Origin of the sequence: Thomasclavelia sp. (assembly GCF_047249845.1) — a bacterium.
Lineage (GTDB): Bacteria > Bacillota_I > Bacilli_A > Erysipelotrichales > Coprobacillaceae > Thomasclavelia.
The window spans coordinates 56,653-82,763 of record NZ_JBKTWO010000005.1 but is presented as its reverse complement, the minus strand read 5'-3'; the positions used below and the strand labels follow the sequence as shown (position 1 = coordinate 82,763).

Genomic DNA, 26,111 nt, shown 5'->3' with positions numbered 1-26,111 from the left:
TTAAAAAGTTTATAGTTATTATTGAATTTATAGTTTAGATGTTATATAATCATATTTGCCATTACAATAGGCGGCTTCGAACCATGTCAGGACCGGAAGGTAGCAGCATTAAGAATAACCGTCTATGTGTAGTGGCTTTTTTAAAGGAGATTTATAATGGATCAAGATAGAGAGTATATGGAGTTGGCTTATCAAGAAGCTTTAAAATGTCTAGATAAAGATGAGGTTCCAGTTGGGGCTGTTATTGTCAAGGATAACCAGGTTATCGCATGGGGACATAATCTTCGTGAAACAACAAAATTGTCAACTGCGCATGCTGAAATTATTGCTATTAATATGGCTTGTGATAAATTAAACTCTTGGTATCTTGATGAATGTACTTTATATGTAACATTGGAACCATGTGTAATGTGTTCTGGTGCAATAATTAATAGTAGAATAAAAAAAGTTGTTTTTGGAGCATTTGAAAATAGATGGTTAGCTTTAACAACAATTTGTAAGTCTGATTCGCCTGTTAATCATTATCCTGAGATTATTAGTGGTATATTACAAGAAAAGTGTTCTAAAATAATAAAGGAATATTTTAAAAGCAAAAGAATAAAAAATAGTTTAAATAATTAACCTAGTAGATATTGAGTGATTCAATTATAATAAGTTGAATCTTTTTTAAATTAAATTATCTTTTTTTATATTATATAGTATAATAAGTAGGAATGAGGAGTGATTAATAATGTCATATAAAGCTTTATATAGGTCATATAGACCTCAAACTTTTGAAGAAGTAGCAGGTCAAGAACATGTAGTAACGACTTTACAAAATGCAATTAAAGAAAATCGTATTTCTCATGCTTACTTATTTGCTGGACCTAGAGGAACTGGAAAAACTACAGTAGCAAAATTATTAGCAAAAGCTTTGAATTGTACTGGAGAATGCCCTCCTTGTGATACTTGTCCTAATTGTAAAGCAATATCAGCTGGTGAACATCCCGATGTAATTGAAATTGATGCGGCCAGTAATAATGGAGTTGATGAAGTAAGAGACTTAATTGATAAAGTTAAATATGCTCCAATTAATGGAAAATACAAAGTTTATATTATTGATGAAGTTCATATGATGTCTACAGGAGCTTTTAATGCGCTACTTAAAACGTTAGAAGAACCTCCCGCACACATTGTTTTTGTTTTAGCAACTACTGAACCACATAAAATATTACCAACTATAATTTCAAGATGTCAAAGATTTGATTTTAAGAAAGTTGAAGATACAGATATTGTTACTAGACTAGAACATGTTTTGAAATTAGAAAATAAAGAATATCAAACACCTGCTTTAGAACTTGTTGCAAAATTAGCAGAAGGTGGTATGCGAGATGCATTAAGTATTTTAGAGCAGTGTTTGGCATATAATAGTGTTTTGTCTGTAGATAATGTAAATATGGTTTATGGACTATTATCTATGGATAATAAGATATTATTTATTAAACAGTTATTATCTAAAGATTTAAAGGGTGTTTTAGAATCATTAGATAATATGTTGAGTACAAGTATTGATATTAAAAGACTTACTTATGATTTAATAGATGTATTAAAGGATATAATTATTTATAAGAATACTGAAGATGTAAATATTTTATTTGTTTTATCAAAAAAAGATGTAGATAATCTAGCTCCTTATATTTTAGTGGAAGAAGCCTTTGAAATAATTGATATATTAATAGAAGCTAGTAGTCATTATAGTTTATCTTTAGATGCTAATACATATTTTGAATTGGCCATGTTAAAAATATGTAATAAAATAAAAAATGATAATAAAACTAATATAGAGAATGAAATTATAGAAGAAGTAAATAATATAAATGATTTAGAAAAAGTTAATGAACAAGGAATAGAAGAAGAATTAGACAAAGTTAATAAAATTGAAGAAGTTTCTGAAGGAACAATAGAATCTGTTATAAAAAATAATGAAAAAGAAGTTAGTATTTTAAAAGAAACAATATTAACTGATAAAGAAGAACAAAGATTACAAAATAATATTGAAATTTTATTTGATGATATTTTAAATATTTTAGTACAAGCAGATAGAAAAATACTTAATGAAATAAAAGAAAAATGGCAAGTCATTGCTCGCTATAGATATAACTTAAACACTGCAAAATATGCATCAATGTTATGTGATGGTATCCCTGTTGCAGCTGCACAGGGTGGAATTATTATTTCTTTTGAACATCAACCTAATGTAAATGAGATAAACGATACAGAAAATTATTATCAATTAAAGAATTTTCTTCAAGAAATTTTAGGGTATAGTTATGATTTTATAGCTGTTAAAAGTAGTGATTGGCCAAATATGAGAAATACATATATTGAAATGAATAGGGCTAAAACGCTTCCACCAGCTCAGCCAATTGTATTACATCATATCGGCACATTTCAAGCTACTAAAGAAGAATTAAATGACGCTCAAACTTTAGCAATTGAATTGTTTGGTGAAATTGTTGAATTTGAAGAATAAAGGAGGTTTTCTATGAATTATCCACAACCTTTTCAAGATTTAGTTGATTGTTTTAAACGTTTACCTGGAATTGGTGGAAAAAGTGCAGAGCGATTAGCTTATTATATTTTATCTATGGATAAACACTATGTTGAAGAGTTTTCTCAAGCAATTAAAAATATACAAGATCGTATTCATTATTGTGTGAAATGTGGTCATATATGTGAAGATGAACTTTGTGATATATGTAAAGATAAAAATCGTGATCAGACTACTATTTGTGTTGTTGAAGATTCAAAAGATGTTTTTGCAATGGAAAAGGTAAAAGAGTATGATGGTTTGTATCATGTATTGCATGGAACTATGTCGATTTTGGATGGTAAAACGATGGAAGATTTAAATATTGATTCTTTATTTGAACGTTTAGATAATTCTATAAAAGAAGTAATAATTGCAACTAATCCTACTCGTGAAGGAGAGACGACAGCTCTATATTTAGCTAAATTATTAGCTAAAAGAAATATTAACACAACTAGAATAGCTAATGGATTACCAATTGGAAGTAATATTGATTATGCAGATGAATTAACATTATTAAAATCACTTGAAGGAAGAAAGAAAATTTAAACTTCTCATATATTTTATATAAGAGGTGTTTCTGTGCGTAAATTTATAGCAGCTTTAATTAAATCTTTTATAGTTTTGTATATATTAAATATATTTACTAATAACTCTTTTGGTTATAGTATTTTAAATATATTTATTTTAATGATGTTAGGGTTTCCTGGGCTAATTGTTATTTATTTAATATCCTTTTTATAAATAAGATCAATTTAATAAAAAAGCTGTATGAAATAACTCTTTAACGAGTTATCTCATACAGTTGTTTTTATTAATCGATTTGAATATATTTACGATTTTCAACTTGTTTGGATGCTATTTTAGGTAAAATAATTTTTAACTCACCATTGCTATAACTAGCCTTAATATCTTCTTGTTTTAAATCTTCACCTACATAAAAACTACGGCTGCAAGATCCAGAATATCTTTCTTGACGAATAATATTTCCATCATTATCTTTTTTATCAACATTTGAAGATTTATTACCTGTAATAGTTAAATAACCTTCATGTAATTCAATTGAAATATCTTCTTTGTTGAAACCTGCTAATTCCATTTCCAGTACATAGTTATTATCAACTTCTTTAACATCTGTTCGCATATAGTTACTAGTACTTTTAAGGAAAGAATCATTGAACATATTATTAAAAACATCATCAAAAGTACTAAATCCAGGAAGTAATTTCATATCTATCGCCTCTTTCCAATAAATTGTTAATTTGAAATTACTAATAAGGGTGTAATCAGTATACCTATCTGATTACACTATTATTATAAACTTAATTTTTAGCACTGTCAATATTAGAGTGCTAAAAAAGTATTAAATTGTATCAAAGTAACACATATGTTATAATTTACTATAGATTATTTTGAATAATAATGTGAAAGGAAAATATGATGAAAGGAAAATTCATTACACTAGAAGGACCTGATGGTAGTGGCAAAACCACTATTTCAAAAATAGTATATGATAGACTAAGAAAAGAAGGATATAAAGTTTTATTGACAAGAGAGCCTGGTGGGATTGATATATCAGAACAAATTAGAAATATAATTTTGGACAAAAAAAATATTACTATGGAAGCTAGAACTGAAGCATTATTGTATGCTGCAGCAAGAAGACAACATTTAATTGAAAAAGTAAAACCAGCTTTAGAGGATGATTATATTGTAATTTGTGATAGATTTGTAGATAGTTCACTAGTATATCAAGGTATAGCAAGGGGAATTGGTATAGATGAAGTTTATCAAATGAATTTATTTGCCATTGGGGATATTATGCCTGATTTAACAGTTTTTTTTGATATTCCTTATGAAATTGGATTAGCTAGAATTAAAAAGAATGCTAGAGTTGTAGATAGACTAGATTTAGAATCAAAAGATTTTCATAAAAAGGTATATGATGGATATATGATTATTTGTAATAAATATTCTGATAGAATTACTAAAATTGATGCTAATAAAACAATTGAGGAAGTTACAAATCAAGTTATTGATGTTATAAAGAGTAAATTATGAAAGAATATCTAGAAAAATATCAGCCAATTTTTTATAACTTAATAAATAATGAATTTTCACAAGGGAAAATTCCACATGCATTTTTATTGGTAGGAAATAATACAGATAAGCCTTTAAATTTTTTAGCGATGTCTTTGATTTGTGATGAAACTTTAGCTTGTATGAAGTGTAATGATTGTCGAAAAGTTTTAGAGAATAAGTATGGTGATATAATAAAATTTAATGGGAAAGTTGTATCAATAAAAAAAAGTGATATTGAACTAATTCAAGATACTTTTAAAAAATCCTCATTGGAGGGAAAAGCAAAAATATATATAATTGAAAATATTGAATATTCTACTAAAGAAGCTATGAATTCATTATTAAAGATGTTAGAGGAACCTGGAGAGGGAATCTATGCTTTGTTTACTGCTAAAAATATAAATAGAGTATTACCAACAATTTTATCACGTTGTCAAGTAATAGATATTAAACCTGATAGTAAAGAAATAATTGTTGAACAACTTATAAACGACAACATTCCAGTTGATGCTGCAAATATATTATCATTTTTAACTGTAGATCTTACTGAAGCTATAGATTTATATGATGAAAGATTTGAATTTATGCAAGTACAAGTTATTAATTTTATAGAAGACTTGTATTTTAAACGTAATAATTTAATTATTAATACACAAACCAATTTATTAAAAAAATATAAAGAGCGTAATGATATTAAACTATTTTTAAATATGTTAGTATTAGCAATGAAAGATGTGTTTCACGTGAAACATCATCAAAAAATCTTATATTCAAAAAATATTGATTTATTCAAATCTATAGATGTATCTGTGGATGATTTAATAAAACAAATTGAACTAGTATTAGAAACAATTTATGTAATAGAAAGTAATGCAAATGTAGCGTTATTAATGGATAGCTTGATGTATAGATTATAGAAAGGATTTAGTTATGGAAGAACTTAAATTAGCAAGTGTAAAGTTTAAAAGTGCAGGAAAAGTTTATTATTTTTCTACAGATTTAGAACTTGAAAAAGGAGAGCATGTTGTCGTTGAAACTGCTAGAGGAGTTGAATTAGGAGAAATATCTCAAGAATTAATGTCTATAGAAGAGTTTAATCTTGATACTGAGTTAAAATCTATTTCTCGAAAAGCAACACTAAAAGATATAGAAGATTATGAAAAAAATTTAATGGATGCTCAAGAAGCTTTGATAACATGTCGAGATATTGTTTCTCGTTATGAAGTTGATATGCAATTAACTAATTGTGAGTTTACTTTAGATAAAGCAAAAGTAATATTTATGTATACTTCAGATGAAAGAGTAGATTTTAGGGAATTATTAAAAGAATTAGCTACTGTTTTCCGTTGCCGTATAGAATTACGACAAATTGGACCTCGAGATAAAGCAAAAGTCGTTGGAGGAATTGGAACATGTGGATTACCCTTATGTTGTACCTCTTTGCTAGGAGAATTTAATGGTGTATCAATTAATATGGCTAAAAATCAAATGTTAGCTATAAATATAGAAAAAATATCTGGAGCATGTGGAAGATTAATGTGTTGTTTAAAGTATGAGGATGAAGTTTATACTATTGAAAAGCAGCGTTTTCCTAAAATTGGAAGTCGTGTAAAGTATGAAGGTAAAGATGTTAAAGTTCTTGGACTAAATGTTATAAATGATTTAATAAAAATTGATAATAATGGTGCAGTTATTTTTGTAGGATTAGATGAAATAACTTTTAATTTAAATGGTGGTAAATAATGTCAGATATGGAAGTAGTAAATTATTTATTAGCTTATAACAATTTGCAAATAATTCAAAGAAAAGATATGTTTAATTTTTCTTTAGATACAGTTTTGTTAGCAAATTTTTGTACAATTACTAAAGATGTAAAAAAAATAGTTGATTTCGGGACTAATAATGCAGCTATTCCTTTACTCTTATCAAACAGAACAAGTAAGGATATTATCGGAATTGAAATACAAAAAGAAGCTGTTGAATTAGCAAAGAAAAATATTATTTTAAATAAACTTGATAATCAAATTGAAATTATACATGCTGATATAAATGAATATGTAAAAAATGCTTCAAAAGTTGGGTTGGTTATTTGTAATCCTCCCTTTTTTAAAGTAGATGAGGAAAGTAATTTAAATGAAAATGAATTTTTAACAATTGCTCGTCATGAAATAAAGATAGATTTAGAAAAAATTATAAAATCTGCGTCTGTTATTTTAGATAATCGAGGTAGATTTTCAATGGTTCATCGACCAGATCGAATGATTGAAATTTTAAATTTGATGCAGAAATATGAAATAGAGCCAAAACGAATGAGGTTTGTTTATCCTAAGATAGGTCGTGAAAGTAATGTATTATTAGTAGAGGGAATGTATAAGGGAAAGAAAGGTTTAAGAATTGAGCCTCCATTATATGCACATAATGAAGATGGAAGTTATAGTAATGAAGTAAGAAAAATGTTTGGAGAAAATATTGATGAATAGACAAAAAAGTTTTGAAAATAAACAACCATGTTTATATTTAGTAGCCACACCAATTGGTAACTTAGATGAGATAACATTTCGTGCAATTAAAATTTTACAAGAGGTAGACTATATTGGTGCAGAAGATACTAGAAATACAATTAAATTATTAAACCACTTTAATATAAAAACAAAATTAATTTCTCATCATGAGCATAATATAATGCAATCTATACCAAAATTAATAAATTTATTATTGGAAGGACATAATATAGCATTAGTTAGTGATGCTGGTTATCCGGCTATTTCTGATCCGGGATATGAATTAGTCAAAGAAGCAATTAATAACAATATAAATGTAATTCCAATAAGTGGTGCAAGTGCTTGTCTCAATGCTCTAGTTATTTCAGGTATAGCTCCACAACCTTTCTTATTTTATGGTTTTTTAGATCACTTAGATAAAAAAAAGAAAAAAGAATTAGAAATGTTAAAAAATTATGTAGAAACAATTATATTTTATGAATCTCCGCATCGAATTACTAAAACATTAAAGTTGATGTTAGAGATATTTGGGGATCGTCAAATTGCTTTATGTAGGGAAATAAGTAAAAAACATGAAGAAGTAATAAGAGGTCTTTTAAGTGAAGTGATAGACGTATCAAATGATTTAAAGGGAGAAATGGTTATAGTTGTTTCTGGTAATAATAATGTAATAAAAGAACAAATTTTTGAGCAGACTATTATTGAACACATTGATGAATATGTAAGTAAAGGAATGTCTGTTAAAGATTCAATTAAAGAAGTAGCTAAATTAAGGAATCTTAAGAAAAATGAAGTATATGCAGCATATCATCAAAAAGACGAATAAATCGTCTTTTTCAATTAAAATAAATTCTTAATGTTTCACGTGAAACATTAAGAATTAAGATTTTAAAATAGTTTATTAATTTGATTTAATTTGTGAAATAAAGTATTATATAATAATGAAAGGATAGGGAAATTTGATGAAATATGAGTATACAATAAAGAGAGATAATTTTAATAAAAAAAGAATGGTTTTCATAATAATAATTATAGTCGTACTAACAATTATTATAGGAGGATTATTTTGGTTTATAAACAAAGATAATGTATATGATAAATACAATGTATATGATGAGAAAAATAAAGGTGTTGGAAATGTAGAACATTATAAAGATGAAACTGAGAGTATGTATATATCGTTATATTATCCTAAAACTGAGAATAAAAGTTTTAATAATATAATAAATCAGTATTATAAAAATTACATAAAACAGCAAAAAGTTAATAAAAATAGTAAAGATATTTTGTATATGGATTATTCAATAGATGAAGTATATAATCAATTTGTTAATTTAAATTTGAAAATTGAGAAATTTAATGAAGATGAAAAGCTTATATCAACTACAAATAAATTGTTTTCCTATGATTTGAAAAATAATACAGTATTAACAGTTGATGATTGTTTAAGAAATCTATATAAAACTTCATTAATAGGTATAAATGGAATTGATAAAATAAATTCTGATAATTCAAATATAAGAGTTGAAAAGTCAAAATTAGTTATTTATACAGATGAAACCTTAAAAGAAAAGGTAGAAATAAATTATGAGGAAAATAAAGATTTTATTAAATTAGCAAATAAAAACATTCCTTCTTATGCACCATTAGATGTAGCTAAACCTGCTGCGCAACCTAAAATAGATCCAAATAAAAAGATGGTTGCAATAACCCTAGATGATGGACCACATAAAACAAATACACAAAGGACAATTGAATTATTTGAAAAATATAATGGACGTGCAACATTTTTAATGTTAGGAAAAAATGTTAAATTATATCCCGATGTAGTTAAAACAGTTTATGAACATGGGTTTGAAATTGGTAGCCATTCTTGGGATCATCCTGATTTAAGAAAACTAGATATAAATGGTGTAAATAAACAAATTATTGATACACAAAATGAAATATTTAGGATTACTGGTTTTGAACCTAAAATTATTAGACCTCCATATGGAGCTACTAATAGTGTATCAAAAGAAGCTATTGCTAATAATGGTATGAAAATTGCATTATGGAATTTGGATACTGAGGATTGGAAATTAAAAGATGCCAATAAGATAAAAGATGCTATAGTAAATAATGCATTCAATGGTGCAGTTATATTAATCCATGATATCCATACATTTACAATAGATGGATTAGAAATGGCATTAGAGGAATTGGATAAACGTGGATATCAATTTGTTACTTTAGATACTTTGAGCCAATATTTTGAATTAAAGAATGTTATACGCTAGACACTACTAGCGTTTTTTTTAACATAAATATCCATAATTTTGATGTATTAATGATTAAAGTTAATAATATAATTATCAATGGAGAGAGTATAGATAATACTCAATTAAATTATTAATATATGAAAGGAGGGCCGAGATTTCTTCTCGGCTAACAAAATGAATAAAGATATAGTTAATAATTATCAGTATCAGACAGATTTTAATTTATTAATGCAGCCATATAAAGCAGCAATAAAAATAGTTAAAACTAAGTTAGAAATAATAGATGAAGAATTAAAGCTGAAATGTGAATATAGTCCTATTCATAATATTCAAAGTAGAATTAAATCACCTGCAAGCATTTTAGAGAAAATGAAAAGAAAAGGATTAAAACAAAATTATCGAGGAATGTGTCAATTAAATGATATTGCAGGATTAAGAGTAATATGTAATTATATTAATGATATTCAATATATTGCTCAGTTATTAGTTTTACATGATGATGTTATCCAAATAAAGCAATCTAATTATATTCAATATCCTAAAAATAATGGTTATCGTAGTTTACATTTAATAATAAAAGTTCCCGTATATCAAAAGAGTGGGGTGATATTTATTCCAGTTGAAATACAAATTAGAACAATTGCAATGGATTGTTGGGCATCATTGGAGCATGAATTAGCATATAAGGGAGCTAAGGAAACTAATGGGGATATTCAAAAAAGGCTAAAAAGATGTGCTGATTTGATGGCAGAAACAGATATGGAAATGCAAAAAATATATATGGAATTAAATCAAACATGGAAAGCATAAGTTTGTTTCACGTGAAACAAACTTACATAAATTATAAGAATATAATATACTCAATAGGTATATAATAAAATTATGTTTAGTAATTAAAATTAGTTTGACATTAGTTTCATAGTTTGTTAAAGTAAAATAGAAAAGCATAGATGGGAAAATGTTAAAGTGGCGCTTATAGAGACTTAGTGGCAGGTGGAAACTAAGAGTTAAACTTTATGTGATGGCCCCGGAGCTGTTATCTTGAATAGTTAAAGATAAACGTTTAACTTGCGTTAAAAGTTTTGAGTGACACATTTGTGTAAAAAAGGTGGTACCGCGATAATTCGTCCTTTTATGGGGCGTTTTTTTATTTAAAGGAGAGATGCAAATGAAAAATGAAAAAGATTATTATTTAACTACAGCTATTACTTATACTTCAGGTAAACCTCATATTGGAAATACCTATGAGATTATTTTAGCCGATGCTATTGCTCGTTTTAAACGTCAACAAGGATATAATGTATATTTTCAAACGGGAACAGATGAACATGGACAAAAAATAGAATTAAAAGCAAAAGAAGCAGGTATAGAACCAAAGCAGTTTGTTGATGAAAAAGCTGCTGAGGTAAAAAGAATTTGGGATTTGATGGATACAACATACGATAAGTTTATGAGAACAACAAATGACTATCATAAATTACAAGTCCAAAAAATATTTAAAAAACTTTTTGATCAGGGTGATATATATTTAGGTCACTATGAAGGAAAATATTGTACTGCCTGTGAATCCTTTTTTACTGAGTCACAATTAGTAGATGGCAAATGTCCTGACTGTGATGGAGAGGTACATGATGCTAAAGAAGAAGCATATTTCTTCAAACTTTCAAAATATGCTGATCGATTGATTGAGCATATTGAAACACATCCTGAATTTATTCAACCGGTGTCACGTAAAAATGAAATGATGAATAATTTTTTAAAGCCAGGATTACAAGATTTATGTGTTTCTAGAACTTCGTTTAGTTGGTCAATTCCAGTGGATTTTGATCCAAAACATGTTGTTTATGTATGGATTGATGCACTAAGTAACTATATAACAGGATTAGGTTACGATGTTGATGGAAATCATGGTGATTTATATAAAAAATATTGGCCAGCAGACTTGCATTTAATTGGTAAAGATATTGTTCGTTTTCATACGATTTATTGGCCAATTATGCTAATGGCTTTGGACATTCCTTTACCAAAACAAGTATTTGGTCATCCTTGGTTGTTACAAGGTGAAAGTAAAATGTCTAAATCAAAAGGAAATGTAATTTATGCTGATGATTTAGTTGATATTTTTGGTGTTGATGCAGTTAGATATTATGTCTTGCATGAGATACCATATGATAATGATGGTAGTATTACTTGGGATTTATTAGTAGAAAGAATAAACTCTGATTTAGCTAATATTCTTGGTAATTTAGTTAATAGAACAATTGCAATGTCAAATAAATATTTTGGAGGATTAGTTAATAATCCAGAAATTAAAGAAGCTGTTGATGAGGATCTAATAGAAGTTGCTTTAGCAATGCCAAAAAAAGTTATTGCAAAAATGAATGAATTTAAATCTTCAGATGCTTTAGATGAAATCTTTACACTTCTTAGAAGAACAAATAAATATATTGATGAAACAACTCCTTGGTTATTAGCAAAAGATGAGGATAAGAAGGAACGTTTAGCAACTGTACTGTATAATTTAGTTGAGAGTATACGTTTTGCAGCTGTTGCACTAATTCCATTTATGCCTTCAACAGCAAATAAGATTTTGGATCAGTTAAATACGGATCAAAGAGATTTATTAGCATTAAATAAATTTGGTTTATATCAAGTTGGAACTAAAGTTGTTGAAAAACCAGAAATGTTATTTGCACGTTTGGATTCAAAAGAAATACAAAAAAAAGTTGAGGAATTATATTCTGTAAAAAAATCTACAAAAGAGAAAAAAGAAGATAATTTAATAACGATTGAAGAATTTAAAAAAGTAGAATTAATTGTTGGTACAGTTGAGGAATGTAAAAAACATCCTGATGCTGATAAGCTTTTAATATCTAAAATTAATATAGGTAAAGAAACAAGACAAATTGTTAGTGGTATAGCAGACTATTTTACACCAGAAGAGTTTGTTGGAAAAAAGGTAATTGTAGTGGCTAATTTAAAACCTGCAAAGTTGCGTGGAATTGAATCACAGGGAATGATTTTAGCAGGAGATAAAAAAGGAATAATGGAAGTTGTTAATATTAGAGATTTACCAAATGGAACAAAGATACATTAGAAAAGATAATGTAATAAATTAGAAAAATAACTAGCTCTAACTATATATTGTGGGTAACCAATTCTAATACTATGTGTTTTTTATAATATTATTTAAAAGATGAAAAGTCTGTAAAGAAATAAACTAATTTAAGATTAATTTACAGATTTTTTTTAATTGTATTTTTAAAACTCACAATTTATTGTGAGTTTTAAAAAACATAATAAAATATATTATGGCTATTGTATTGGTTAAATTTGATTTATGATAGCATAATGAAATATGTTATTAATTATTTTAGTAATTTAGTGCAGTATTTTCTAGATATTAATGACTTTAATTTGTTAAATAGAGTATATTTATTGAACTAATAAAAATTTTAACTAATGTTATAGCTTTTTCTCATATAGTCAATTTAAATCATTAAAATAAGAAAAAATATGGATAAGATGATTTAAATATCACAAAATTGTCACAAAATTATAAATAATTGAAAAATGTGTTGAGAAAAGGTGATGATTAATGATAATATATTGTAGGTGTCTATTTTTTATAAGGAATGAAACGAATAGGGGATATAGTATATTAGAGGAAAATGAAAGAAGGGGAATATAATGGAGGTAAATGAATTAGAGGTAGAAAAATTAGTAAATGAACTTAAAAGTGTAAAATTGGTTGCAGCAACTAAGTATGTAGGTATAGATGAAATTAATAAGTTAGAAGAATTAGGAGTAAAATATTTTGGAGAAAATAGGGTACAAGCATTATTAGAAAAATATGAAAAATATGAGGGCAACTGTGAATTTCATATGATAGGAACATTGCAGGCAAATAAAGTAAAATATATTATTGATAAAGTTAGTTTAATTCATTCAGTCGATAGTTATTCTTTAATAAAGGAGATTGAAAAACAAGCTAAAAAACATGATATCGTAGCAAGAATTTTAATTCAGGTTAATGTAGCAAAAGAGGAGAGCAAGCATGGATTTGAAATTGAAGAAGTTGAAGATGTATTAAGATGTCTAAAAAATTATCCTCATATTAAAGTAGAGGGATTGATGATGATGGCACCAAATATTGAACCTGAAAAAACTCGAAAGTATTTTAAACAAACTAAGGAATTATTAGATAAATTGAAATTAGAATTTCCAGAATATTCATTAAATGAATTATCAATGGGAATGTCAAATGATTACCAAATAGCTCTTGAATATGGAGCAACAATGATAAGAATTGGTAGCGCTTTATTTAAATAGTAAGATGGGACTAGCATGATTTATTTTACAGTGTTTTGAAATAAAAATTGTAATTAAATATGTATTTAATGTTGATAAATTATTTTATTATTTTGAAAAAAATATAAGAATTATTAAAAGAATACGGTGTTAATTAACTTATAATATTAATTGAGGGATAAAGATAAAAAGGGGAGGAGAAGTGTACAAAAAACACTTAGTAGTTAAGAAATGAATGAGAGAGTACGCATTGTAGTTTTAATAGAGGATTATTTATTAAATGAAAGTTTAGTAAATAAAATAAATAGTAATAAAAAATATGAAGTTGTAGCGTCTTTTGAAAGTGGGATACAGTGTTTAAATTATTTGCTAAATCATGAAACTGATATGTTTATAGTAGATTTAATGCTAACTAATATTGATGCGATTGGAATTATAAATCATTTGAGAAAAAGTAATCTTGAAGCATTTAAGCAATTGGTATGTATTAGCGATTTTAATTCATTAGTATTTGAGATGTTAGACAATTTACCAATGGATTATTGTTTAAGAAAACCTTTCAATGTAGAATATTTTATGGAGATAATAGATAGAATATCTAAAAGTAATTCACATAATAACAAAGATAATATAGAGTTAGCAATAAAAACTGAAATAAATAATCTTTTTATAGAAATGGGAGCACCGCGTCATTTAAAAGGATATAATTATGTAGTTACAGGTATTTATAATGTTTGTAATAATATTAATTTATTAAATGAGGTAACAAAAGGGTTATATCCAAGTATAGCTAGAGAATATGGAACTACATCGTCAAGAGTAGAACAGGCAATCAGACATCTAATAAAAGTTACATGGTTAAATGGAAATCAGGATGTATTACAAAAATTATTTGGATATAGAGCAAAATATAAACCTTGCAATTCTGAATTTATTTCAAAGATTGTAGATATTGTATTATCAAAATATAAATACTAATGATTAAACACAGTTAAGTGAGTTATAGTTATTTAATTTATGGTGTAAGAAGGTGAAAGACCTTTTTGATCTTATGAGTGAATATATAACAAATATTTAACTAATTAAAAGTTAAATTATTATAAGATAAGTTTATAACTATCTTTAAAAATGTTTTAACAATAAATCGTAATATTTTAAATTGATATAGATAATTACAAATTAAATAAAAAAACACCTGATCAAAAAGGTACTAAAAAAGTCAGAGCTTTCACTAATATGAAAAAATCAGACTTTTTTTTTATCAATTTATATAAATAACACGTAAATAATTATTAAAACTTATAAATCTCATACATAATCAAATCTTATATATAAATGAAGAGACCGTCATTTTGCGGTCTCTTTGTCTCGTGATTTTTTTACTAAAAATATAATTATAAATAACTGTGACGGCTAGCAGCCTTGGTTTGATGTTCCAAACGTAACTTATCAGCAATCATAGCAATAAATTCAGAGTTTGTAGGTTTAGATTTTGTAGCACTAACAGTATAACCAAAAATGTCATCAATTGCGTCAGTATTACCGCGATTCCAAGCAACTTCAATTGCATGACGAATAGCTCTTTCAACTCTTGAAGCAGTTGTACTATATTGACGTGCAATGTCAGGATAAAGAACTTTGGTAACTTGACCTAATAACTCAATATTGTAATAAGTAGATAATATTGCTGTTCTTAAATACATGTATCCTTTAATATGGGCAGGAATGCCAACTTCATGTAATATTTCTGTAATTTCATTCTCTAATTTTATTTTTTTATACTTTTCAGATTCGTTTTGTGACATGTCTTTTATGTCTTCTAATGTTACTTTCATAATGGAATTTAAAGTAGTAGTAAAATAATTAATATCAAATGGTTGCTTAAAACAATAACTTACATTTAATTTTTCTAAACTTTCACAAATTAATGGATTTGTAAAACTTGTAATACAAACTACTTTATTATACGCACGACTATTAACTTCTTTTAATTTGTTTAAAACACCTATTCCATCAATATTAGTTAGCATTAGGTCAATAATTAATAAATCACAATTATTAGTTGATAAATAGTTAAGGCAACTAGTAGCATTATCACTAGTACCAACTACAGTAAAATTTGTAGTTTTAATTAAGCTCTCTTTAATATTATTTAATAATTCTTTGTTTTCTTCTAAAATATACACTGTGTATTTTTTTACATCTGTCATCTTTGTATTCCCCTTTCGTTTTAGTGACAAAATTTATTATATTTATACAGTAACAAAGAGAAAAGGCTTTATTTATATAAATTTGGAGATTTAGAAAAGTAGGGAATGAAGTTTTCTATATTGATAAAAGTTTCGTGTTTATTCGTTAAAAATTAACGAATTTTAAGGGTTTATCACGAGTGTTGTCGAATCAAGTTATTTATAGAAAAATCGATCTTACTTACCTAATCAGAATTATAAAATTAGTGGTTTTATCTTTACCCCTCCCTTTTTATAGTATAACACTTTAAAAAGCAGATATAATAAGGAATAATAAATATTTGTTTAAATTTTAAAAATATATACTTGAAATATTAATGATTCTTACAAAAATCTTAATTTTTCTTCTAAATCAATCATTAATTTGTATTATAAAAAATAATATGGTATTATTTAACAAAATAAATGTAAATCTGAGGAGGTCACATGAAAGAAAATAAGTTTATAAAATTTATTACTTCTAAATATTTGATTTTAACAGTGCAATTGATATCAACTGCAGTGTTTACATATTTTATATTTAAATTAGATTTAGTGCCTTTAAAATACCTAACCCCAATAACTGTTACATTAGCAATTTTAATTATTATATTTTTCTTGATAATGTTAAGTGGACAAAAAAAACAAAAAGAAGGATTACGAAGTAAACGTTCAGTAATAACAAAAATTGTAAGTTTACTAATAAGTATATTATTGATGGTAGGGACAACATATACTATAAGAGGTAATGATTTTTTTGATAATGTATCTGATGCTAAGAATCAAAAGTATTTAATTTCTGTAATTACTATGAAAAAAAACAGTATAACAAAATTAAGTCAATTAAATGGAAAAAAATTTGGAGTTTCATATCAGCACGATACGACTACTATTGCTAAAGCTATTTCTGATTTGGAAGAAGAGATAGGAGAACAAGAGCTTACAAAATTTGATGACTATTCAACTTTGGCTGATGCTTTATATAATGATGAAGTAGATGCTATAGTCGTAGGACAAGAATATAAATCTATGTTAGAAGCAAATCATGAAGGTTTTGATGACGAGACAAAAATTATCAAATCTTATGAGTATGATGCAAAGCTACATGTTACAACAAAACAAACTGATGTAACAGAAAAACCGTTTACAGTTTATGTAACAGGAATAGATACATATGGTAGTGTTAATACAGTAGCACGTAGTGATGTTAATTTGATTGTAACTGTTAATCCTAAATCTAAACAGATATTAATGACAAGTATTCCTCGTGACTGTGAAATAAAATTAAACAAAAATGGCAAAATGGATAAATTAACACATACAGGAATTTATGGAACTAGTGAAACAATTAGTACAATTGAGGATTTCTTGGATGTTCAAATAAATTATTTTGCAAGAACTAATTTTAGTGGAATGACAAATATTGTTGATGCTTTAGGTGGCATAACGGTAGATTCTGATTATAAATTTAAAACATTACATGGTAATTATCAAATAGAAAAAGGTATAAATGAAATGAATGGTGATAAAGCATTATGCTTTGTAAGAGAGCGATATTCATTACCTAATGGAGATTTTGATCGTGGTAGAAATCAACAGAAGATATTAAAAGCAATGTTGGATAAAGCTATGTCTCCTAAAATTATTACAAATTTTAATAATATCTTAAGTGCAATCGAAGGTAGTTTTGAAACAGATATGTCGAGTAAGGAAATTAAATCTTTACTGAATATGCAATTAAATGATATGTCAGATTGGACAATGTACAATGTTCAAGTTCAAGGAAATGGTTATCAAACAAGTAAAACTTATTCTATGTGGGGAACTGAAGTATATGTAATGAAACCAAATGTTAAACAAGTTAAAAAAATAAAGAAACTTATTGATACAGTTGAACAAGGTGGAACAATCAGTGAGGATGATTTAGAAGGATTAGGTAATTAAAAGAAGAGCTTCTATATGAAGCTCTTTCAATATATTAGACAAAAAGCCCTTTGATATGACTTGTTAGTGTGCTAAGATAAAAAGTGATTATGAGGTGAAAAATAGTGAGAAAAAAGAAAAAAAGTTTATTTTCTAAATTTACTTCAAAAGGGGTAATATTAACAATACAATTAATTACTACAATTATATTTTTAAGATATATTTATGTATTAAAGATGGTACCAGTTAAATATTATTTTAGCTTAGTAGTTATATTGTTGTTATTGTTATTTATAGAAATGATTTGGATAACTTCTGGAGCTAGAAAGAAAAGACGTACAGGATCGTATAAAAGAATATTTATAAGTAAACTAGTCAGTATATTATTATCTGCTTTATTTATAACTGGAAGTGTATATGCATCGATTGGTGATAATTTTATCAGCAATATAACGAGTGCTTTTATGCAAACTCGAGTTATTGCTGTATATGCTATGAAAAATGGTGATATACAAAAAGTCACAGATTTGAAGGGAAAGACTTTTGGTATTGAAAATAAGACTAGTATTTCTGATATTACAAATGCTTTAGCACAAATTCAGGATAAGATTGATAAAGAACCGGAAAAGAAAAATTATGATGATTATGCAGAATTGGCTGATGCATTATATGAAGGAGAAGTTGATTGTATTGTTGCTGATCAATCATATTTAGGAGTATTAGAAACAAATCATGAAAGTTTTACAGATGAAACTAGATTAGTTTATAAAATGGAAGTTCAAGAAAAATTGGAAACAGTAACTACAAAAACTGATGTGACAGAAAACCCATTTATTGTATATTTAACAGGGATAGATACATATGGATCAGTATCTACAATATCAAGGGCAGATGTTAATTTAGTAGTTTGTGTCAATCCAATTGAAAAACAAGTTTTAATGGTTAGTGTTCCACGTGATACACAAATAAATTTACATAAAAATGGAAAGATGGATAAAATAACTCATTCTGCAATGTATGGAATCAATGAAACGATACAAACACTAGAAGATTTCTTAAAATTAAAAGTTAATTATTATGCAAAAACTAATTTTAGCGGAATTACCAACATTATTGATGCATTAGGTGGTGTTGAAGTAGAATCACCATATGAATTTACAACTTTGCATGGTAACTATAAAATTAAAAAGGGTATTAATGAGATGAGTGGGGATAAAGCATTATGTTTTGTAAGAGAAAGGTATGCTTTACCTGGTGGCGATTTTGATCGTGGTAAAAATCAGCAAAGATTATTAAAAGCAATGCTTAAAAAAGCTATGTCTCCAAAGATTATAACTAATTATAATAATATATTGTCTGCTGTTGAAGGTAGTTTTGAAACAGATATGACTAGTGACGATATTAAATCTCTAGTTAATATGCAGTTAGATGATATGGCTAATTGGGAAATTTTTAATGTTCAAATTACTGGAGAAGGTGATAAAAGCTATGATACCTATTCACAAAAGGGTAAAAAAACATATATTACAATTCCAGATAAAAAAGTTTTAAATAAAATTATTAAAGTAATTGATAAAATAGAGAATGGTAAGAAACTTACAGATAGTGATGTAAAAGGATTAAACTAGTCGACTATATAAAGTCGACTTTTAAATTAGTAATAAATATTGTTTTTATTGTTAATTAATCGAATTAATTGAATCAATTGATTTTTATGATATAATGGTCGTAAAATAAATATAGGGATAGAGTAAAGTGTAAAGAGGAGTATATTGTTCAAAAATCATGAAAAGAAAAAGAAGAAGAGTTAAAAAGAAAATAAAGGTTATAGGAGCTGTTATTTTTGGATATGTTTTATTGTATTTTACAGTATCTATGTATTACCAGGATAAATGGTATCCAAATACTAGTATCAATGGTATAAATGTATCTAACATGACCTATACAGAGTCAAAAAAATTATTTGATAAGACTATTAAAAATTATACTTTAGAAATTGTAGGTAAAGATGATATATCATTTAAAATAAATGGTAAAGATATTGATTTATTAGTTGATTTTAAAAGTAATCTAGAAAAAGACTTTTCAAGTCATAAAAATAACAGAAGTATATTTAGTATATTTTCAAATCATGATCATGAAATTAACTTAAAAGTTTCATATGATCAAGATAGAGTAGATAAGTTAATAAATGAATCAATCTTGATAACAGGTAGTGAAGCATATCAGATTAAGAAATCAGTGAGTGCTCATGTAGAATATAATAATGAAACTAAAAGTGGTAAAATTGTTGATGAAATTGAAGGTAATGAATTAGATTCAGAAAAATTTAATTCGTTAGTTAAGAAAGCATTGAAAAAAATTACTCCTAAAATTGATTTAAACGATACTAAAACTTATCCAAATATATATAAGAAGTCGTCTGCTGAAATTGATAAAAAGAAACTGAAAAAACAACTTGAAACTTATAACAATTACCTTCTAAATTGGATTATCTGGGATATGGGAGAAGGTGTAACAGAAAGTATTACACCTGATAATATAAAAGATTGGATCAAAATAGATGAAGAAGGTAAAGTAACTATTGATAAAGATAGTATGAGTGAATGGATTGAAGACTTTTGTTTAAAATATAAAACAGTTGGAAAAAAACGAAATTTTACTACTCATTCTGGACAAGTAATTGAAATATCAGGAGGAGATTATGGCTGGCGACTTGATTATGAAAAAATTGTTGATCAAGTATATGATATTATAACTGATAAAACCAATAGTAAACTTATTAATGCATATATAAGTGATCACAGTAAAGAGAATATAAAAGCTTTGACTACTCAATTAGAACCAGTTTATAGTAATAAAGGCTATAAAAAAGATTATAAAAATTTTGAAAATGACTGGGATACTCAAAACTATAGTGAAATAGATATAACTGAACAGATGGTATATGTATATAAAGATGGACAACTAGTATTTTCAAGTAAATGTGTGACGGGTATGCCACCAACCGAAGATCGAATTACTCGTACAGGAGTTTGGTATGTTAAAGAAAAGATGCCTGAAAAACTATTAGTTGGAGAAGATTATAGAACTCCATCAAAGTTTTGGGTTCGAATAATGTGGACTGGTACAGGATATCATTATCTTGAGCGTAGTGATTGGGCAAATTGGTCACCAACACTTTATTTAACAAAAGGTTCACATGGGTGTATTAACTTGCAATATGATGATGCAAAAACTTTGTATGAACTTGTCAAAACTGGTGATCCAGTGTTTATTCATTATTGATAGAAAACCGTGTACAGATTTTGTACACGGTTTAATTTTATTCATATTTTTTAGCAGATGAGAATCCTTTACCTCTGACTTCGTTAACTTTATTAATGATCATGAAAGCATCAGGGTCTATATCATATACATAATTGTTTAAATGTGTTAATTCACGATTATTTACTACAGTTAATACAACAGGATATTTATTATGTTTATAACCAGTTTCTCCATGGATCAAAGTTGTTCCACGATCTAATCTATTAATAATCATTGCATTAATTTCTTCATAATTTTTACTTATAATTTTAATCTGTATTTGTGATTTACCAATAACTAATACCTTATCTAGTACGATCGTATATATAAGAACTAATAATATACCATAAAAAATCATTTCACGTTCTCGAATAATCATTTGTCCAAGTAATATTAAAAAGTCAAATCCATACATACTAACAGAAATAGGAAACCCTAATTTCTTATTTAAAATTAGTGGAGGAATATCCATACCTCCTGTACTTGCTCCACAGCGAATAACTAAGCCAATTGCTAAACCAATCATTAATCCAGCAAGGATGACACATAATAAAGTATCAGTACTCATTATCTCATGTTCAAAAAGTTTTTCAAATACTCCTAATATCATTGGATAATAAAATGAGCTGATTAATGTGGTTAATGCGAACTTCCTACCTAAAACTTTCCAACCAAGTATAAACATAGTAATATTAAAAATAGATACAAAAATAGTAATTGGTATATTAATAGTGGTCTCTAATAATAATGCCATTCCTGTTGTACCACCAGTAATAAGGTTATTTGGTATAATAAACATTGCTACAGCTAAGGCATATAAGGTATTGCCTAATAATATGCCAATAATATTTTGAATATTTTTCATAAACACTCTCTTTTCTTAGAAATATAATTTAATATATTTTAGCTTATTATTGTTTTCTATTCAATACAATAAAGTGTATATTTAAAATTAACACTTGACCATTACGTAACGTTAGGGTTTAATATAATTATGTAAATAAGGAGGCTTTTTAAGATGAAAGGCATTGTATTAGCAGGAGGATCAGGAACAAGACTATATCCTCTAACTCAAGTAACAAGTAAACAACTATTACCAATCTACGATAAACCAATGATATATTACCCATTGAGCATATTAATGGAGGCAGGAATTAAAGATATATTAATTATTTCTACTCCTGATGACACACCAAGATTTGAAGAATTATTAGGTGATGGTAGTCAATTTGGAATTACCCTTCAATATAAAGTACAGCCATCCCCAGATGGTTTAGCTCAAGCATTTATTTTAGGTGAAGAATTTATAGATGGTGAAGCTTGTGCCATGGTTTTAGGTGATAATATTTTTCATGGTCATGGGTTAGGTAAGAGATTAAGAGCAGCTGCAAACAAGTTTAGTGGAGCAACTGTATTTGGTTATTATGTTGATGATCCTGAACGATTTGGAGTAGTTGAATTTGATGAGAATGGAAAAGCTGTTTCTTTAGAAGAAAAACCAGCTAATCCTAAATCTAATTACGCAGTAACAGGTTTATATTTCTATGATAAAAATGTTGTAGAGTTTGCTAAAAGTATTAAACCAAGTGCTCGTGGTGAATTAGAAATTACTGATTTAAATAAAATCTATCTAGATAATGGAACTTTAGATGTAACTTTATTAGGACAAGGATTTACCTGGTTAGATACAGGAACTCATGAAAGTTTAGTCGATGCAACTAACTTTGTTAAAACTGTAGAAACACATCAAAACCGGAAGATTGCATGTCTTGAGGAAATAGCTTATAATAACGGTTGGATTTCTAAAGATCAGCTTAATACTTCATATGAATTGTATAAGAAGAACCAATATGGTAAATATTTAAAAGATGTATTAGATGGTAAATTTATAGATCAATAAGAGGTAGAAAAATGAAAAAAATTGAAACTAAGATCCCAGGTGTTGTTATTATAGAACCAGATGTTCATGGTGATCATCGTGGTTATTTCATGGAAACTTATTCAACTAGTAATTTTCATGAATTAGGAATTGATAATGTTTTTGTTCAAGATAATATGTCATTTACAGCAAAAAAAGGAACTTTAAGAGGCTTGCATTTTCAAAATGATCCAATGGCCCAAGCTAAATTAGTTAGCTGTACTAAAGGAACTGTTATTGATGTCGCTGTTGATATTCGTAAAGGTTCTCCAACTTATAAACAATGGGTTGCAGTAGAGTTGAGTGAAGAAAATAAGAAGATGTTCTTTATTCCTCGAGGATTTGCTCATGGTTTCTTAACATTAACTGATAATGTTGAATTTAGATACAAAGTAGATAATTTATACTCTAAAGAACATGATCGGGGAATTCGTTACGATGATCCTTCGGTCAATGTTGATTGGGGCGGATTATTAAATGGAATTGAACCAATCTTATCAGATAAAGATAAAAATGGTCCTACATTAGATGAAAGTGATTGTAATTTTAAATTCGAAGGAGATAAATAAATGAAAATTTTAGTAACAGGTGGAGCAGGTTTCATCGGTGGAAACTTTGTTCACTATATGGTTGAAACTTATCCAGAAGATATGATCGTTAACTTAGATTTATTAACTTATGCTGGAAACTTAGAGACTTGTAAACCAGTTGAAGGTAAACCGAATTATAAATTTGTTAAAGGTGATATTGCTGACCGTGAATTCATCTTTAAGTTATTTGAAGAAGAAAAATTTGATGTTGTTGTTAACTTCGCAGCAGAATCACATGTTGATAGAAGTATTACTGATCCTGAAATCTTCGTTAAAACAAATGTTATGGGAACAACTACTTTATTAGATGCAGCTAAAGAATTTGGAGTAAAAAGATATCATCAAGTATCTACTGATGAAGTATATGGTGACCTACCTTTAGATCGACCTGATTTGTTCTTTACTGAAACAACACCATTACACACATCTAGTCCTTATAGTTCATCAAAAGCTTCTGCAGATTTATTTGTTTTAGCTTATCATCGTACTTTTGGATTACCAGTAACTATTTCTAGATGTTCAAATAACTATGGTCCATATCATTTCCCTGAAAAGTTAATTCCATTAATGATTTCAAGAGCTTTAGCTGATGAAGAATTACCAGTATATGGTAAAGGTGATAATGTTCGTGACTGGTTACATGTATATGATCACTGTGTTGCAATCGATCTAATTATTAGAAATGGTCGCGTTGGTGAAGTATATAATGTTGGTGGACATAATGAAAGAACTAATTTAGAAGTTGTTCAAACAATCTTAAAAGCATTAGATAAACCTGAATCTTTAATTAAATATGTTGAAGATCGTAAAGGGCATGATAGAAGATATGCAATTGATCCAACTAAGTTAGAAACTGAACTTGGATGGAAGCCAAAATATAACTTTGATACTGGTATTCAACAAACGATTCAGTGGTATTTAGATAACAAAGAATGGTGGCAAAATATTCTTTCTGGAGAATATCAAAATTATTTTGAAAAAATGTATGCTGGAAAAGTAAAATAGATAAAAAGACTCAGGTTTATTTTATACAAATAAATAAACCTGAGTCTTTAGTTATTTTTATTCCATTAGATTGTTTAATTAAATCATTTATATAACATTTAAATTCTTTTAAATGACTTAATATATATTCATTTTGATTCCCATGACAACTTAAAATATAATCAATTAATGGTTGCGCCTGATCAACTATTAATGCGTCTTTATATTTTCGAATATCAACAAAACTAAAGTAGTTGGATAAAATATCCTTACCATTCTCTAAACCAAAAAGTTCAGCTAAAGAGTTTGATGATAAATTAATACGTTCATCAAAACCTTTAACAATATTACTAATTTCTTTCATATGATTTTTACTATAAGTACTACAATAGAAAATACCTGATTTTTTTAATACTCTTGTTATTTCTGATAAACCTTGATGTGGGTCTTTTAAATAAAAAATAACATGATTTGCAACTATTGTATCAAAATAATTATTCTTAAACGGTATATTTTGACAGTTAATGTTTAAATAATTATAATCATTACCTAAATTATGTTTTGCTTTTTCAAGCATACCGCTTGAAATATCAGATAAGAATATTTCCCGATTACGTAAATTATATGGATTATAATTCCATAACTTGCCATTACCGCAACCTATTTCAAGTAAACGATAAACAGTTGAAAAATCAATTTGTTCAAATAACCAGGGGAACCATCCTTGTTTATTGATAGAAAATTTATCGTGAAGTGTAATACGAGTTTCAAGGTTTTTGGCATTCATATAGTGATTAATTACTTCTTCATTAATTGATGAAAGTTTGATAAGTTCAATTATTTTATCCCAAGCTATTTCATTTTTTGTTAAGATTTTTTTTGTTGCCTTTAATGATTCTTTTAAGGCGGTAAGCTTTTGTATTTTTTGATCTATTAAATTAGTTTGCATATTTATTGATTTTTTAAAACTGTCTTTATCGTCATCTTGAATTAAAGGATGGATTTCTTCTAAAGAAAAACCTAATTCTTTTAAAGAAAGTATTTTTTGAAGAGTAATAAGATCATTATTACAGTATTTACGATATCCATTATCAAGAATCTTTGTTGGTTTTAAAAGACCAATTTTATCATAATATCTAATTGTTCTTAGTGTGACACCTGCTATTTTAGCAAATTCACCGGTTGAGTATAATTTTTCCATGTACATATTATAAAATATTTAGTTAAGAAAAAAAAGATATTCCCCAGGAAATTTAATTCTAGTATCAGATATTTATTTCGTATTAGAATTACTACTGATTAGGTAGGAAAGTGCTTGCATAGTATCATCCTTTATATTATTATAATTAGTAGCAATTAGATATTTTACTAATTGCTTTTAAATTCGATATTGAAAGTAGGTGAGTATAGCTAAATATATCATAAATAAATTATT

The 26,111-nt window shown here is 26.9% G+C and carries 23 protein-coding genes, 1 other RNA gene and 1 other annotated feature; of the genes, 20 read left to right on the top strand and 4 right to left on the bottom strand.

Annotated features, from left to right (window positions below; translation table 11 throughout):
• Positions 1 to 54: 54 nt before the first annotated feature.
• The 4 genes from ffs (at position 55) to recR (ending at position 3,118) form a co-directional block, all read left to right on the top strand.
• Positions 55 to 142: signal recognition particle sRNA small type (gene ffs / locus ACLR9T_RS02380), an RNA gene on the top strand.
• 14 nt (positions 143 to 156) lie between these two features.
• Positions 157 to 621 (top strand): nucleoside deaminase, encoded by a 465-nt coding sequence (locus ACLR9T_RS02375; RefSeq protein WP_413107933.1) that lies wholly within the window; start codon positions 157 to 159, stop codon positions 619 to 621.
• Positions 622 to 730: 109 nt separating this feature from the next.
• Positions 731 to 2,512, top strand: coding sequence for a DNA polymerase III subunit gamma/tau (gene dnaX / locus ACLR9T_RS02370; protein ID WP_413107932.1), 1,782 nt, complete (start codon positions 731 to 733; stop codon positions 2,510 to 2,512).
• Between the two features lie 12 nt (positions 2,513 to 2,524).
• A complete protein-coding gene (gene recR, locus ACLR9T_RS02365) occupies positions 2,525 to 3,118 on the top strand; it encodes a recombination mediator RecR (protein WP_413107931.1) in 594 nt (197 codons plus the stop codon).
• Positions 3,119 to 3,383: 265 nt separating this feature from the next.
• Here recR and ACLR9T_RS02360 read toward each other — a convergent pair whose 3' ends face one another.
• Positions 3,384 to 3,800, bottom strand: a complete 417-nt coding sequence (locus tag ACLR9T_RS02360) for an Hsp20/alpha crystallin family protein (RefSeq protein WP_413107930.1) — start codon at positions 3,798 to 3,800, stop codon at positions 3,384 to 3,386.
• A gap of 209 nt (positions 3,801 to 4,009) precedes the next feature.
• Between ACLR9T_RS02360 and tmk the strand changes: the two genes are divergently transcribed.
• From tmk to ACLR9T_RS02310, 10 genes are all read left to right on the top strand, one after another.
• Complete coding sequence (gene tmk / locus ACLR9T_RS02355; protein ID WP_413107929.1) at positions 4,010 to 4,630, top strand: dTMP kinase; 621 nt, start codon at positions 4,010 to 4,012, stop codon at positions 4,628 to 4,630.
• Entirely contained in the window at positions 4,627 to 5,568 is a 942-nt protein-coding gene (locus ACLR9T_RS02350; RefSeq protein WP_413107928.1) for a hypothetical protein, read from the top strand. The genes tmk and ACLR9T_RS02350 overlap by 4 nt, the downstream gene beginning before the upstream one ends.
• Positions 5,569 to 5,581: 13 nt before the next feature.
• Positions 5,582 to 6,394 carry a regulatory iron-sulfur-containing complex subunit RicT gene (gene ricT, locus ACLR9T_RS02345; RefSeq protein ID WP_413107927.1) on the top strand — a complete coding sequence of 271 codons (813 nt, stop codon included), beginning with the start codon at positions 5,582 to 5,584 and terminating at the stop codon, positions 6,392 to 6,394.
• Positions 6,394 to 7,131: a tRNA1(Val) (adenine(37)-N6)-methyltransferase gene (locus ACLR9T_RS02340; RefSeq protein ID WP_413107926.1), complete on the top strand. Its 738-nt coding sequence runs from the start codon at positions 6,394 to 6,396 to the stop codon at positions 7,129 to 7,131. Before ricT ends, ACLR9T_RS02340 begins: the two co-directional genes overlap by 1 nt.
• Positions 7,124 to 7,978 (top strand): 16S rRNA (cytidine(1402)-2'-O)-methyltransferase, encoded by an 855-nt coding sequence (gene rsmI / locus ACLR9T_RS02335; RefSeq protein ID WP_413107925.1) that lies wholly within the window; start codon positions 7,124 to 7,126, stop codon positions 7,976 to 7,978. The genes ACLR9T_RS02340 and rsmI overlap by 8 nt, the downstream gene beginning before the upstream one ends.
• 136 nt (positions 7,979 to 8,114) lie before the next feature.
• Positions 8,115 to 9,431, top strand: coding sequence for a polysaccharide deacetylase family protein (locus ACLR9T_RS02330; RefSeq protein ID WP_413107924.1), 1,317 nt, complete (start codon positions 8,115 to 8,117; stop codon positions 9,429 to 9,431).
• A gap of 156 nt (positions 9,432 to 9,587) precedes the next feature.
• Positions 9,588 to 10,223, top strand: a complete 636-nt coding sequence (locus tag ACLR9T_RS02325; protein WP_413107923.1) for a GTP pyrophosphokinase family protein — start codon at positions 9,588 to 9,590, stop codon at positions 10,221 to 10,223.
• A gap of 128 nt (positions 10,224 to 10,351) precedes the next feature.
• Positions 10,352 to 10,548, top strand: a binding site (T-box leader).
• 27 nt (positions 10,549 to 10,575) lie between these two features.
• Positions 10,576 to 12,510 (top strand): methionine--tRNA ligase, encoded by a 1,935-nt coding sequence (gene metG, locus ACLR9T_RS02320; RefSeq protein WP_413107922.1) that lies wholly within the window; start codon positions 10,576 to 10,578, stop codon positions 12,508 to 12,510.
• A gap of 593 nt (positions 12,511 to 13,103) precedes the next feature.
• Positions 13,104 to 13,745 (top strand): YggS family pyridoxal phosphate-dependent enzyme, encoded by a 642-nt coding sequence (locus ACLR9T_RS02315; RefSeq protein ID WP_413107921.1) that lies wholly within the window; start codon positions 13,104 to 13,106, stop codon positions 13,743 to 13,745.
• Positions 13,746 to 13,955: 210 nt separating this feature from the next.
• Positions 13,956 to 14,702 (top strand): sporulation initiation factor Spo0A C-terminal domain-containing protein, encoded by a 747-nt coding sequence (locus tag ACLR9T_RS02310; RefSeq protein ID WP_413107920.1) that lies wholly within the window; start codon positions 13,956 to 13,958, stop codon positions 14,700 to 14,702.
• A gap of 416 nt (positions 14,703 to 15,118) precedes the next feature.
• On the opposite strand, the gene spo0A is transcribed toward ACLR9T_RS02310, so the two are convergent.
• Positions 15,119 to 15,934, bottom strand: a complete 816-nt coding sequence (gene spo0A, locus ACLR9T_RS02305) for a sporulation transcription factor Spo0A (RefSeq protein WP_413107919.1) — start codon at positions 15,932 to 15,934, stop codon at positions 15,119 to 15,121.
• Between the two features lie 465 nt (positions 15,935 to 16,399).
• Here spo0A and ACLR9T_RS02300 point away from each other — a divergent pair, with 465 nt between their 5' ends.
• The 3 genes from ACLR9T_RS02300 (at position 16,400) to ACLR9T_RS02290 (ending at position 21,163) form a co-directional block, all read left to right on the top strand.
• Positions 16,400 to 17,896 (top strand): LCP family protein, encoded by a 1,497-nt coding sequence (locus tag ACLR9T_RS02300; RefSeq protein ID WP_413107918.1) that lies wholly within the window; start codon positions 16,400 to 16,402, stop codon positions 17,894 to 17,896.
• 104 nt (positions 17,897 to 18,000) lie between these two features.
• Entirely contained in the window at positions 18,001 to 19,503 is a 1,503-nt protein-coding gene (locus tag ACLR9T_RS02295; RefSeq protein WP_413107917.1) for an LCP family protein, read from the top strand.
• Between the two features lie 157 nt (positions 19,504 to 19,660).
• Positions 19,661 to 21,163, top strand: coding sequence for a L,D-transpeptidase (locus ACLR9T_RS02290; protein WP_413107916.1), 1,503 nt, complete (start codon positions 19,661 to 19,663; stop codon positions 21,161 to 21,163).
• A 37-nt stretch (positions 21,164 to 21,200) separates the two neighbouring features.
• Here the strand turns inward: ACLR9T_RS02290 and ACLR9T_RS02285 are convergent, their stop codons facing one another.
• Entirely contained in the window at positions 21,201 to 22,049 is an 849-nt protein-coding gene (locus tag ACLR9T_RS02285; RefSeq protein WP_413107915.1) for a YitT family protein, read from the bottom strand.
• Positions 22,050 to 22,202: 153 nt separating this feature from the next.
• On the opposite strand from ACLR9T_RS02285, the gene rfbA reads away from it, so the two are divergent.
• From rfbA to rfbB, 3 genes are read left to right on the top strand one after another with little or no spacing between them, the layout of a single operon-like run.
• The gene (gene rfbA / locus ACLR9T_RS02280) at positions 22,203 to 23,084 is read left to right on the top strand and encodes a glucose-1-phosphate thymidylyltransferase RfbA (protein ID WP_413107914.1); all 882 of its coding nucleotides are present in this window, start codon (positions 22,203 to 22,205) and stop codon (positions 23,082 to 23,084) included.
• 11 nt (positions 23,085 to 23,095) lie between these two features.
• Positions 23,096 to 23,671, top strand: coding sequence for a dTDP-4-dehydrorhamnose 3,5-epimerase (gene rfbC / locus ACLR9T_RS02275; protein ID WP_413107913.1), 576 nt, complete (start codon positions 23,096 to 23,098; stop codon positions 23,669 to 23,671).
• Positions 23,672 to 24,697, top strand: a complete 1,026-nt coding sequence (gene rfbB / locus ACLR9T_RS02270; protein ID WP_413107912.1) for a dTDP-glucose 4,6-dehydratase — start codon at positions 23,672 to 23,674, stop codon at positions 24,695 to 24,697. It begins immediately after the preceding gene.
• 16 nt (positions 24,698 to 24,713) lie between these two features.
• Here the strand turns inward: rfbB and ACLR9T_RS02265 are convergent, their stop codons facing one another.
• On the bottom strand, positions 24,714 to 25,877 hold the full coding sequence (locus ACLR9T_RS02265) for a MerR family transcriptional regulator (protein ID WP_413107911.1): 1,164 nt from the start codon (positions 25,875 to 25,877) through the stop codon (positions 24,714 to 24,716).
• Positions 25,878 to 26,111: the final 234 nt, after the last annotated feature.

Bases quoted from the DNA above. Each gene is read 5' to 3' on its own strand.
- ACLR9T_RS02375 (WP_413107933.1), top strand. From the start codon at position 157: ATGGATCAAGATAGAGAGTATATGGAGTTGGCTTATCAAGAAGCTTTA.
- dnaX (WP_413107932.1), top strand. From the start codon at position 731: ATGTCATATAAAGCTTTATATAGGTCATATAGACCTCAAACTTTTGAA.
- recR (WP_413107931.1), top strand. From the start codon at position 2,525: ATGAATTATCCACAACCTTTTCAAGATTTAGTTGATTGTTTTAAACGT.
- ACLR9T_RS02360 (WP_413107930.1), bottom strand. From the start codon at position 3,800: ATGAAATTACTTCCTGGATTTAGTACTTTTGATGATGTTTTTAATAAT.
- tmk (WP_413107929.1), top strand. From the start codon at position 4,010: ATGAAAGGAAAATTCATTACACTAGAAGGACCTGATGGTAGTGGCAAA.
- ACLR9T_RS02350 (WP_413107928.1), top strand. From the start codon at position 4,627: ATGAAAGAATATCTAGAAAAATATCAGCCAATTTTTTATAACTTAATA.
- ricT (WP_413107927.1), top strand. From the start codon at position 5,582: ATGGAAGAACTTAAATTAGCAAGTGTAAAGTTTAAAAGTGCAGGAAAA.
- ACLR9T_RS02340 (WP_413107926.1), top strand. From the start codon at position 6,394: ATGTCAGATATGGAAGTAGTAAATTATTTATTAGCTTATAACAATTTG.
- rsmI (WP_413107925.1), top strand. From the start codon at position 7,124: ATGAATAGACAAAAAAGTTTTGAAAATAAACAACCATGTTTATATTTA.
- ACLR9T_RS02330 (WP_413107924.1), top strand. From the start codon at position 8,115: ATGAAATATGAGTATACAATAAAGAGAGATAATTTTAATAAAAAAAGA.
- ACLR9T_RS02325 (WP_413107923.1), top strand. From the start codon at position 9,588: ATGAATAAAGATATAGTTAATAATTATCAGTATCAGACAGATTTTAAT.
- metG (WP_413107922.1), top strand. From the start codon at position 10,576: ATGCAAATGAAAAATGAAAAAGATTATTATTTAACTACAGCTATTACT.
- ACLR9T_RS02315 (WP_413107921.1), top strand. From the start codon at position 13,104: ATGGAGGTAAATGAATTAGAGGTAGAAAAATTAGTAAATGAACTTAAA.
- ACLR9T_RS02310 (WP_413107920.1), top strand. From the start codon at position 13,956: ATGAATGAGAGAGTACGCATTGTAGTTTTAATAGAGGATTATTTATTA.
- spo0A (WP_413107919.1), bottom strand. From the start codon at position 15,934: ATGACAGATGTAAAAAAATACACAGTGTATATTTTAGAAGAAAACAAA.
- ACLR9T_RS02300 (WP_413107918.1), top strand. From the start codon at position 16,400: ATGAAAGAAAATAAGTTTATAAAATTTATTACTTCTAAATATTTGATT.
- ACLR9T_RS02290 (WP_413107916.1), top strand. From the start codon at position 19,661: ATGAAAAGAAAAAGAAGAAGAGTTAAAAAGAAAATAAAGGTTATAGGA.
- ACLR9T_RS02285 (WP_413107915.1), bottom strand. From the start codon at position 22,049: ATGAAAAATATTCAAAATATTATTGGCATATTATTAGGCAATACCTTA.
- rfbA (WP_413107914.1), top strand. From the start codon at position 22,203: ATGAAAGGCATTGTATTAGCAGGAGGATCAGGAACAAGACTATATCCT.
- rfbC (WP_413107913.1), top strand. From the start codon at position 23,096: ATGAAAAAAATTGAAACTAAGATCCCAGGTGTTGTTATTATAGAACCA.
- rfbB (WP_413107912.1), top strand. From the start codon at position 23,672: ATGAAAATTTTAGTAACAGGTGGAGCAGGTTTCATCGGTGGAAACTTT.
- ACLR9T_RS02265 (WP_413107911.1), bottom strand. From the start codon at position 25,877: ATGGAAAAATTATACTCAACCGGTGAATTTGCTAAAATAGCAGGTGTC.